This is a genomic window from Acetivibrio sp., from assembly GCF_035371925.1.
GTDB lineage: Bacteria > Bacillota > Clostridia > Acetivibrionales > Acetivibrionaceae > Hungateiclostridium.
The window spans coordinates 1-10,806 of sequence record NZ_DAORXT010000094.1; the positions used below are offsets into that span (position 1 = coordinate 1).

The window sequence follows — 10,806 nt, forward strand, 5'->3', positions numbered from 1 at the left end:
AGCTTGCTCCTGAAATAGAGACCTCGAAAGCAATACGAGTTTTCGAGAGCATTAGTAAATATAACCGGAGGCACGATAAAAATCAGGGCAAAAGATGATGCAATAGACAGTGTAAGAAGCGTTACTATAAGTAATGCAGACGTTAAAGTAAGTGTAGGCGGCAAGGATATAAAGTGTGAAGGTACTCTAAATATTGCTGAAGGCTGTCTTGGTACGTTGGATGCAGAGTAAAACTTTGGGCTTTAAAAGGAAGGATATTAGCCTTTAGTGCGGAAGTTAGGGAAAAAATACATAAGGCTTTTTGAAACTGTAAAAGAAAACGTTTTTAATACTTTATATATTAAAATAAGATTATAAGAAATAAATATTACTTCTTATAATCTTATTTTTTATTTAGTAGTAAATAACAATCCAAAAAGTGTTGTAGCTATAGAAACAGAAAATAATCTCTCAATAGTAGAGAACAATATAACAAGCAATTTTGAATTCGACAAGAACACTGTTTGTGAGGGCCAAAATCTATGAAAGTAAAGTTAATTCTATTATTTTTAACGGGAGTTCTATTATTAATATTGATACCGGGGTGCGTTAATTATGGGCTTTGGCAAAAACCTCAAAGATACTCCAAGGCACCGGACGGGCTGCTTGATGAAAGCATGAATCAGGATGATGGAGAATTTATAGATTATGAAATAATAGAGCATATTTTAAGAAATCTTCCTCAAGGATCCGAAATTCTATACCCTGATAATTTGCCCGAGAAAAAATATATTAAGACCGATCTGGACGGAGACAATCGCTGTGAAATTATCGCGTGTTACAGGAATGAAAAGGAAAATGTACAACATGGCATTGTCATTATAAGTGATGAGACATGGGAAAAATTATGGGCGGATGATATGCGAAAAGAGGATAATAATCCTGCAACTCTTGATAGACTTGTTGTCTAAAATCAAAGCGATGAAGGACTTGATGGAATTCTTGTGGGTTGGATGCATTCTGGCTATAACGTTTGCGATGTTTTTGTTTGGAAAGATGGTATTTTTCGAAGTATTGATAATGATGAATTTGGAAATTCATTGCTAGGCGATTATTCTTACCTTGCACTTGATAGTGCAGCAAAGGACAGAGCTGATAGTATAATAATCAAGCATCAAAATAGCGCAATATATAAAAAATATATACTTAAATAAGAAAAATTCAGAATCACCGTGGGATTACTCGGATTTGCTACTTATATTTATTTCAGAAGAAAATAAATATAATCTTGTAAACAGTGTTGTTGAAAGGGAGCTGGATTACCAGTTGATAGATATAGAATCGGATGGAAAAAATGAACTTCTTGTTGAAAAGAAAAATCAGCATAAATGGGATGTCAGGAGTGTTACTATTTACTCACATAAGAATGATAAACTTGACATAATTTTTGATGAGTATTTGGCATGGAGTAATAACAAGTGCGCATATAGCGTGTATAATGAATTTGACTTTAAACCGAATCCGGATGCTTCAAATATTCTCGATATTGAATTCAACGTTCGTACATTTATCGACGATTATAATTCTATTAATGAAAATGAAGCTGGCGCTCACTGTGCTTGGTTTGATTTTCCAAAAGTCATTGATGAAGTATATGTATTTAAATTTGACGGTGAAAGATATGTTTCCGACAGACCGGTGTTTGAATACAAAAAATAAAACAGAGTATTCTATAATTTTTCGTAAATGTTGATTTTGTTGGAATTTTTCCTTGTAAATGAAAAGGTAAGGATTAATCTTTATATTGGTTGAATTTTTTAATTTGATTTATTATTTATAAGTTGCTATAATTAAACTAAAGCGGATTATGTTATACTACGAGTTATATTTTGTAGCTTTTGGGGGAGCTTATGCTAATAAACAATTTGCTGGACAGGCTTAAAAAGTACAAGTTTTTTTCAGAACTATTGACTCCTGAAGCCTTTTCTCAAATGAAGAGATATGTGATTACAGGCTTCACAGGTTTTGCAATTGAATATGCTTTGTTTTTCACGTTTTATTATTATATTTTTAAAAGATTTTTTCCTTTTGGATATTCTTTTGCGAAGAGCATTGCAGAAAGCTTGGTCAATTATGATTTAAAAGGTGATACATATAGTTATTTGTTTGCAAATGCGATTGCCTATGTCGTTGTCTTTTGGTTTAATTTTCTTGTCAACAGGATTTGGTCTTTCAAATCGAAAGTTAATATCTTCAAACAATTAAGGCAGTATGCTGTCTTGTTTATATTTAATTTGTTTGCCACCAGTGCATTATTATATCTGTTAAGCGATAAAATCGGTATTATGCCTGCGGTTTCCAAGGTACTTGTAATGGGATTGGTGGTATGCTGGAATTTTATTATCTACAAGAAGGTTATTTACAAGTAAAGGAGAAAATTAATTATATCAAATTTTCGTAAGGAGAGTAGGTTGAATGATTGGACTTTTATATATTGCAGTTGCATGGCTAAGCGGCTATGTTATTTTAAAGCGAGTGCTGCCTTCAATATTTGATTTTTCAAACTCCTTGTCATTAACGGGAAAACAAGTAAAGCTGCCGGCGTGGATGGTAACACTTCCGGCTTCGTTTTTGGTGGGAACGCTTTTAGTTACATGGACCACGTACATAAGTGCCTATTTATTGAGGTCGACCGGCAAACCGATGCTATTTGGCAATATAGTTTCTTTCTCTCTTTTTTCGATTATTATTATCTTTTTCCTTGTCCGAAACGGGAAAAATGTTTCCTCACTATTCAAATCAACAACTCCCAAGGCAGAAAGAAGCTCATTTTTAGAAAATAACTTTGTTGAAATAATATATGTTTTGGCTTTCTTTAGTGTGTGGGCATTTCTTATGTTTGATTCTTTTCACATAGAAAACGGTATAATGAAGATTGCATGGTCCGTATCAAGCGACTTTTCACCCCATCTTGCAGTAATTAGGTCTTTTTCCTACGGTTTTAACTTTCCCACTGAATATCCTCATTTTGCAGACGGCAATATGAGATACCACTTTATGTTTTTGTTTTTGGCGGGAAATCTGGAGTTTCTGGGATTGAGGCTTGACTGGGCTTTTAATCTTCCGTCCATATTGGCAATTGTTTCATTCTTGATGCTTCTTTATTCATTTGCTGTATTACTGCTCGGTGAAAAAATAATCGGGGTTATGACGGGAGTGTTGTTTTTCTTTAGAAGTTCTTTTGCTTTCTTTACGTTCATAACGGGAAAAACCACGGTAAAGGAGGCCTTAAGCGGGCTCGGAGGGCTTATGGAACATATCGGTAATACGCAAAATGAAGAGTGGGGACTCTATGCTCAGAAAGTTTATGTAAATCAACGGCATTTGAGTTTTGCATTAGGCATAATGATGCTTGTTTTGATAGTGGTTCTTCCTTTGTTTATTAAGATGATGACAAGTATTGGCGAGCTTTATCGGAGAAGGTCACAGGAATCCGATGAAAATCCAGGCAACGAGAGTTTTCGCAAGCAATATATCAAGGAGTTTGTTTCGAGCAAAAGCTCATGGATTCCGGAAAATATGCTGACATCTGTGATAATGGGAATCATTCTCGGACTCACAAGCTTTTGGAATGGAGCGGTGGTTATAGCGGCACTTTTAGTACTTTTTGTTATGGCTATTTTCTCAAAACACAGGCTCCAGTATCTGATTATTGCATTAATCACTGTGGAACTGGCTTATTGCCAGACGGCATTTTTCGTAAGAAGCGGCAAATCGCTGGTTTCGCCCACCATCTATATTGGCTTTTTGGCAAATACCAACGGATTGCAGCAGGATTTGTGCCAGTACTTTATGAACTATGGTTTTTTGGGTACACTGCAACATTTCTTCAAGCTGATTCCTTATGTTGCAGCTTTCTTTATCGAGCTTCTCGGTATTTTTCCTTTCATTATAGGTATATGCTTGCTTCCTAGAAGCAATAAGTATAAACATTATATAAATGCAGGGTTTATAATAGCTACGCAGATTATCGGTTATTTGTTTATAAAGTATAAATTGGAAAGTGATTTTAAAATCTTAAATGAAAAACTTTTTATTTCGTCGATGTTGTTTGCCTTGCTGTTGATAATAGTTACAAGTTTGGCATATATTTCTTATAACAATTCTCCTGTTCCGCGGGGCACAAGGGCATTAATTCTGGCATTTACTGTTCCGATTATTTTTGCAAGTACCGTAAAGCTAACTTTGGGTGTCGATATAAACCACAAATATGTGATTATAGGTTCCATACTTTTGAATATTTTTGTTGCAGCATTTATATTCTCGCTTTTCAAACTTAAAAGACATTTTGTTATTCTAATGGCGGTGCTTATTTCCATAGTAATTACTGCTACCGGTTTTGTTGATATTGTAGCTCTTTGCAATCTCAACAACGCTTATGTACAAATCAGTTGTAATGATCCTTTGCTGGTTAAAGTAAAAAACGAAACCGGAGAAAATGAAATTTTCCTGACAGATGATTACCATCTTCATACGATACTTTTGGCAGGAAGAAAGATATTCTGCGGTTGGGCGTATTTTACAATGTATTCGGGATACGACTGGGATACTCGAAACACCACAAGGAAAAAAATTCTGACAGCTACTGACGAAAGTACGCTTAGAAGACTTGTAGAAGAAAACAATATAAGCTATATAGTTATTGACAACCAACTTAGAAATTCCAAAGGTTATAGGATAAATGAAGATCTCATAAGAAACACCTTCGAGCTTTTTTATGACGACGGTATGGATGTTACTATTTACAAAGTAAATTAGATTTGCTATAGTTTTATTTGCAAATTATATGGATTTGGCTTGGTTGTAAGCTTAGGCGATTTTTACTGCCGGATTCTTATATTAAAATTAATTATACAAGGTGGGGTTTATGGCTATGGGTAATACTAATGCAAAGAGTGAAAAGAAAAAGAGTTGGATTCCTGATGTGGGAAAACCGGTACCTCAAAATGTTCTTTTGATTGCCGGAGCAGCCATAGTATTGATAAGACTACTTCTGACCACAATTCCAAGTTATCAGGTGGATATGGGAGGATACAGGGCTTGGAGCTTGTATCTGGCCGAATGGGGTCCGAAAGGTATTTATGAAACTTTTCACATTGTATATGCACCGGCATACATGTATCTGCTGTGGATTACGGGAATAATAGCTAAAACTTTTTCTGTTAGTGCCACAACTCATGCTTTCTTGATAAAGTTGTGGGCTGTTGCTTCCGAGCTGATAGGAGCTTATCTGATTTACAAAATAGGAAAAAGATATGGAAAAGAGAGGCTTGGCTTTATTTTGGGAGTGACTTATGCACTCAACCCCGGGGTTTTCTTCAACTCCTCTATTTGGGGGCAATTTGACTCGATACCAGCGACTTTGCTTGTGGGCATGATATATGCCTTTAGTGTCAATCGTAAAATGACGGCGGTGGTATTGTATTCTTTGGCTGTTCTGACGAAGCCTCAAAGCGCGCTGCTTACGCCGTTGGGTATACTATTCTATAAAGACCTGTTTGACATTTCCGCTATTACTAAAGAGAAGATTATAAAATGTGTCAAAGAAACATTAGTGGCTCTTTGCATAGGTTTTTCGTGTTATTTTATCGTTATTTATCCTTTCTATTATCACATGGACCTTTATGAGCAACTAAAGAGTACTTCCGTTGTAAAAGATTTTATTGCCGAGACCATTGACTATTTTTGCTGGATGCCCAATTTGTATCTGACGAGTGTTCAAGATTATCCTTATGCTACTGCCAATGCATTTAACTTGTGGACGTTGCTGGGCGGACAACCGGTAGAGGACTCAAATATATTCTTCATATTATCCTATAATGCTTGGGGAATTATACTGTTTTTAATTTCTATAGGTATAACTTTTGTGTATCTGCTCAAAAACAGGAAAAGCGATTTTGCAATGTATTTTGCATCTTATTTTATCTTGACAAGTGCTTTTACCTTTATGACTAAAATGCATGAAAGATATCTGCTTCCGGCTATAATTTTCCTTACGATTAGCGTTCTGTGGAATAAGTGGATGGCAATACCTTTGGCAGTTTTGAGTGTATGTGTTACTGCCAATCACTGGTACATATATGATTTGTCATGGAAGAATGTTTTCTGGCTGAACAATTATGACCCCGTTGCCATGCCGTTTGCTTTCCTAACCGTTTTATTGGTGATATTCTCGGCAGGATTCATTGTAAGACAGATTTTACCGCCGGAGAAGATTAAAAATTAGGGTTGTCTGTTAGCGAAATAAAAAGGAGAGTCAAGAGATTATGAATATATGTATTGTTGGTGCAGGAGTCACAGGACTAGTGGCGGCAAACGAGCTTGTTAAAAAAGGGCATAATGTTTCCGTGTTCGAGGAAGAGGAGCAGCATGGAGGACTGGTAAAAACAATAGACGTTGGCGACGAAAAGTTGGAAGTATTTTATCACCATATATTTACCAATGATGTGGAAATAGTTAAATTGATTGAAGAGATGAATCTTTCTTCCGAGCTTATGTGGCTTGAACCGAAGAACTCCATATATATTAACCGTAAACTTTATCCCTTTACTTCTCCGGTAGATTTGTTGCTTTTTAGAGAGCTTCCTTTTATCGACAGGATAAGAATGGGATTGCTTGTATTTAAAGCAAAGTTCTTAAAGGATTGGAATCAGCTGGAGAACATGAGCTCCAAAGACTGGATAATTAAAAATGCAGGCAAGAATGTGTATGAAAAAGTTTGGGGTCCGTTGCTTGTTTCAAAGTTTGACTATGATGCCGATAAAATTTCGGGCACTTGGCTGTGGAATAAATTCAAGCTTAGGGGTTCGACAAGGGGAAAAAATATTAACAAGGAACAGTTGGGATATATGAAAGGCAGCTTTGGGATAATATATGACAAATTGGCGGAAAGAATAACCTCTGCCGGCGGAGAAATACGTTATTCAAGTCCTGTGGACAGGATTGAACCCCAAAAAGATAAAACCTTGAATGTTCATAGCAACGGCAAAGTATATAATTTTGACAGGGTTATTGTTACAACTTCTCCGGAAATTCTTAGTAAAATGAATGTTCCTTTCCCGAAAGAGTACAGTGAAAAGCTTTCGAAAGTAAAGTACAAAGCTAATATCTGCATGGTTTTGGAGCTTTCGGAGAGATTGTCGGATTACTATTGGACTACAATTGCAGAGAAGGATTTTCCGTTTGTGCTGTTAATAGAACATACCAACTTGGTTACCGAGCATGGCTATAAGTCCCATGTAATTTATCTTTCCAGGTATTTGGACAAAAAGAATGAGTTTTATTCGCTAAGCGACGAAGAGATTCAAAAAGAATTTATAAAATACCTAAAAATTATGTTTCCCAATTGGGATGAATCAACGATAAAACGGGTGCATATCAGCAGGACAGATTATGCCCAACCGGTTATAGTACAACAGTATTCAAAGATTTTACCGGAAATTGAAACTCCTGTGGAAAACCTCTATTTGGCTTCCATGGCTCAAATATATCCGGAAGACAGAGGACAGAATTATTCTGTGAGGCTTGGAAAACAAGTGGCAAATATGATAAAATAAAAAAATGAAGCATAAATATAAAAACATTATTTGGAGGGAAGATTGAAATGTTAAAAAAGGTGGCAGCCTGTATAGTATTTGTTTTGTTGTTTGGTATAATGTCTTGTCAGTGGGCTTTTGCCGGAGAAAATTTGTTGCAAAACCCGTCTTTTGAAGATATAAGCGACAATAAACCCACTGGATGGGAAACATGGGCTTGGGATTACAAAGAGGATGTTGTTTTGTTTGGTGTGGGACAAGAAGGTTCACACGATGGGCAGTACCATGTAACTATTGAGAATAAAGAAGCAAGAGACGCGCGATACCTTCAGCAGGTGTCAGTCAAGCCGAACGCTTGTTACAAGTTTTCTGCCTGGGTTAAAACCGAAAATGTGGGCCAGGATGTTTTGGGAGCTACCTTGTCTTTGGAAGGAGCTACCTCGTATTCGAGAGACATAAAGGGTACCGTTAGTGAATGGCAATATACTGAGTTGTATATCAGGACCGGTCAAGATGCAAGTACAATAAAAGTATCATTGGGATTGGGCGGATACGGCAATTTGAATACCGGAAAGGCGATGTTTGACAGCGTAGCACTGGAGGAAGTAGACAGCATACCGGAAGGCGCGCAATATGCAGATGTAGGAAATTCCGACAACGGTTCAAATGCTTCTTCAGGCGGCGACCAAAAATCAACATCCGAAGATACGCAGGGGAAATACACAGTTATCTGGTTCATAATTTCATTGATTGTTTTAGTGATGATAGCCTATTATTATTACAGAGAAAAGAATCAAAAATCAAGAAATACCAATGAAGATAAGGAAACAACAAGCAAGGATACAACAGATAATGCCACAACAAGCGAGGAATCAACAGACAACGGCGCTACAGACAATGAAAAAGAACAATAAAATCTTTATTCCAAATTCAGATTGATATAAAAGCTTACGCTAATGAAGAATAAAAAGGCTGCGGATTCTATTTCTGCAGCCTTTTTATTATCAAATAGAGTTCACCAACTCATTTATTTTATTCATCCGGCTTCTCTTCTACGGGGAAGGTAGCTATAATTCTAAGGATATATCTTTTTAACAGGTTAACATCGCTGGAGGTAATCTTTTTATCTCCATCCAAATCAGCAGCCTCTAATCCGTGAGGATAGGGAAACTCGGTAATATTTTTGAGAACATAACGTTTCAGTAATGAAAGATCGCTGGAGTTTACGCTAAAGTCACCGTTAACGTCGCCGTACTTGAAAGTCTCATCGGTAATTCCACCCAGCGGTATTACGTGGTCAAGGCCTTTCTTCCACAAAGTTGGCTCGATTATTGCATATTTTTCTTCATCGACTGTTTTCCAATCTTCAAGCATTAGGCCGCCGGTATCGGCAGAATTGGGATTAAAGGCCCAGAAAGTATGATGGAGTTTTTTCTCTGCAATAAAGGTTCCCAGACATTCAAGCCATTTGCGGTTGCTATCTTTGATAAGCTTTCCGCCCCATTCTCCAATCAACATGGGTGCAATATTTTGGTCTACAATATAATACCAGTTGGGATACCAACACTCCTCGTAAAGGGTGTTGATGTCAAAATCTTTTTTAAACCACGGCTGCATATAAATATCCGGTCCGTAATCATGTACGGAATATACGAGCTTGTCCGGAGCGGATATAACGACAGGGTGGTCGGCAACTCCTCTCAAGTTTCCGCCCCACCAGTTGCAGTATGTAGTAAATTCACCGCAGTTGGTGTAATCATATCCTTCCATCGGGTATGCCTCAACACCTTCTACAACAATCAAAACGTTTGGATTTATTGCAAGTATTTCTTCGGCAATAATTTCGGCTGCCATCTTCCAATTGTTCGGGTCATCGGAATCATCCCATTTGGCGATATTAGGTCCCGAGTATTTTCCGTGGGGCTCATTTTTTAGGTCCATCGCAATAACTGTGTCATCATCCTTGTACCTTTCGGTAATCCATTTCCAGGCCTCGATAAAATCCTCGAAGCTCACATCTTTGTTGTACCAGAGGTTGTCCTGGTACGAATCCTTGGAGGCACCGTGCATGTCAAACATAACCTTCATGCCGTTTTTCTTCATATGTTTTATTGTATAGTCCAGTATTTCAAGGCTGTCGAGACCGTCAAGACGTGGATTTTCATATGTATTTACGAAAGAAGTCTCAACTCTTTTGCCGTTTTTCCATTCGAGAATAAGTTCGGTACTGATGGGGATTCTAAGGAGGTTAAAACCTAATTTTGCCATTAAATCAAGTGAGTCTTCAAGATTGCATTTGTTAAGACCGTAAAAACCGTTTGCTCCGTCGGTCTCGAAACCGAACCAGTTTATGCCTGTAAGGTAAACGGTATTTCCTTTGGAGTCTTTGATTAAGTTTCCTTCCACATGAAGCCAGTCATCATCATTTGGCGGTGGTGTCGGTTCCGGTGGTGGCAGAGGCCCTTCTTTTCCCCATACCAGTTTACCTTTGTAGTAGAGCGTCATTTTATCGTATTCGGCATAATCGGTAAAGCTGGGGTCATAAGAATAATCGTTGGATTGGTCATAATAACCGTTGGATATTTTTTTAAGTACCAGCTGCATTTGACCGCTGTTGCCACCGTCTTTTATAACACCGGCTCCGCTGGTAAAGCCAATCTCCGCATATCCCAACTCGGGATGGAACTCTCCAAATATGTTGTTTGCTCCTATTGCAGTATAAAAGGATGTAAGGATTTCTTCAGTAGTACCTTCTTTCTCGTAATAGTACCTTACTCTGAGGTCGGCCATGTCTACATCCATACCGCTGTTGTTGTAAATAATTATGTAAGGACGCATACTCTGATATTTTACATCCAATGAGCCATCCATATAATGGATTGACAGGCCTTCCAAAAAAGTTTCATCAGCTGAGTCATCTGCATTAACGGGAATGAAACCAAAAAGGCAAGAAGTAATCAGGGCAAGAATTGTTAATACAGACAACAGGTTTCGGTTGAAATGTCTTTGTCTCATTAAAATTAAACCTCCCCCACTCCATAAGTAATGGAAAAATAAAATTATGTAAATAGAAATATACGTGCTAATTTAATTATATCATTAATGTAGGGGAGAAATACAGTGCTTTCAAAACGAAAAAGGAGGCGTCCAATATTATACAAGTTAGAGATACAAATTAAATTGTATATCAGTTGAGAGCGTGACATAATTTCGGTAAGAATGGGAAATTTCG

At 37.2% G+C, this 10,806-nt stretch carries 9 protein-coding genes; 8 read left to right on the forward strand and 1 reads right to left on the reverse strand.

Translation table 11 applies throughout. The features are described 5' to 3' along the window. The first annotated feature begins 60 nt into the window (after positions 1-60). The 8 genes from PLH43_RS11230 to PLH43_RS11265 all read left to right on the forward strand — a co-directional run bounded on the left by PLH43_RS11230 (position 61) and on the right by PLH43_RS11265 (position 8,488). Positions 61-231: a hypothetical protein gene (locus PLH43_RS11230; RefSeq protein ID WP_324363141.1), complete on the forward strand. Its 171-nt coding sequence runs from the start codon at positions 61-63 to the stop codon at positions 229-231. A gap of 290 nt (positions 232-521) precedes the next feature. Continuing rightward, positions 522-950, forward strand: coding sequence for a hypothetical protein (locus PLH43_RS11235; protein ID WP_324363126.1), 429 nt, complete (start codon positions 522-524; stop codon positions 948-950). Positions 951-1,227: 277 nt separating this feature from the next. Then, the gene (locus PLH43_RS11240; RefSeq protein WP_324363128.1) at positions 1,228-1,698 is read left to right on the forward strand and encodes a hypothetical protein; all 471 of its coding nucleotides are present in this window, start codon (positions 1,228-1,230) and stop codon (positions 1,696-1,698) included. A gap of 191 nt (positions 1,699-1,889) precedes the next feature. Next, positions 1,890-2,408 (forward strand): GtrA family protein, encoded by a 519-nt coding sequence (locus PLH43_RS11245; protein WP_324363130.1) that lies wholly within the window; start codon positions 1,890-1,892, stop codon positions 2,406-2,408. A 46-nt stretch (positions 2,409-2,454) separates the two neighbouring features. Next, positions 2,455-4,797: a hypothetical protein gene (locus PLH43_RS11250; protein ID WP_324363132.1), complete on the forward strand. Its 2,343-nt coding sequence runs from the start codon at positions 2,455-2,457 to the stop codon at positions 4,795-4,797. A gap of 109 nt (positions 4,798-4,906) precedes the next feature. Then, on the forward strand, positions 4,907-6,265 hold the full coding sequence (locus PLH43_RS11255) for a hypothetical protein (RefSeq protein ID WP_324363133.1): 1,359 nt from the start codon (positions 4,907-4,909) through the stop codon (positions 6,263-6,265). A gap of 40 nt (positions 6,266-6,305) precedes the next feature. Then, positions 6,306-7,595 (forward strand): NAD(P)/FAD-dependent oxidoreductase, encoded by a 1,290-nt coding sequence (locus tag PLH43_RS11260; RefSeq protein ID WP_324363135.1) that lies wholly within the window; start codon positions 6,306-6,308, stop codon positions 7,593-7,595. 47 nt (positions 7,596-7,642) lie between these two features. Beyond that, the gene (locus PLH43_RS11265) at positions 7,643-8,488 is read left to right on the forward strand and encodes a carbohydrate binding domain-containing protein (RefSeq protein WP_324363137.1); all 846 of its coding nucleotides are present in this window, start codon (positions 7,643-7,645) and stop codon (positions 8,486-8,488) included. A 118-nt stretch (positions 8,489-8,606) separates the two neighbouring features. Here the strand turns inward: PLH43_RS11265 and PLH43_RS11270 are convergent, their stop codons facing one another. Then, positions 8,607-10,589, reverse strand: a complete 1,983-nt coding sequence (locus tag PLH43_RS11270; RefSeq protein ID WP_324363139.1) for a cellulase family glycosylhydrolase — start codon at positions 10,587-10,589, stop codon at positions 8,607-8,609. Positions 10,590-10,806: the final 217 nt, after the last annotated feature.

Excerpts from the sequence above, each read along its gene's own strand:
- PLH43_RS11235 (WP_324363126.1), top strand. The coding sequence starts at position 522 with ATGAAAGTAAAGTTAATTCTATTATTTTTAACGGGAGTTCTATTATTA.
- PLH43_RS11245 (WP_324363130.1), top strand. The coding sequence starts at position 1,890 with ATGCTAATAAACAATTTGCTGGACAGGCTTAAAAAGTACAAGTTTTTT.
- PLH43_RS11250 (WP_324363132.1), top strand. The coding sequence starts at position 2,455 with ATGATTGGACTTTTATATATTGCAGTTGCATGGCTAAGCGGCTATGTT.
- PLH43_RS11255 (WP_324363133.1), top strand. The coding sequence starts at position 4,907 with ATGGCTATGGGTAATACTAATGCAAAGAGTGAAAAGAAAAAGAGTTGG.
- PLH43_RS11260 (WP_324363135.1), top strand. The coding sequence starts at position 6,306 with ATGAATATATGTATTGTTGGTGCAGGAGTCACAGGACTAGTGGCGGCA.
- PLH43_RS11265 (WP_324363137.1), top strand. The coding sequence starts at position 7,643 with ATGTTAAAAAAGGTGGCAGCCTGTATAGTATTTGTTTTGTTGTTTGGT.
- PLH43_RS11270 (WP_324363139.1), bottom strand. The coding sequence starts at position 10,589 with ATGAGACAAAGACATTTCAACCGAAACCTGTTGTCTGTATTAACAATT.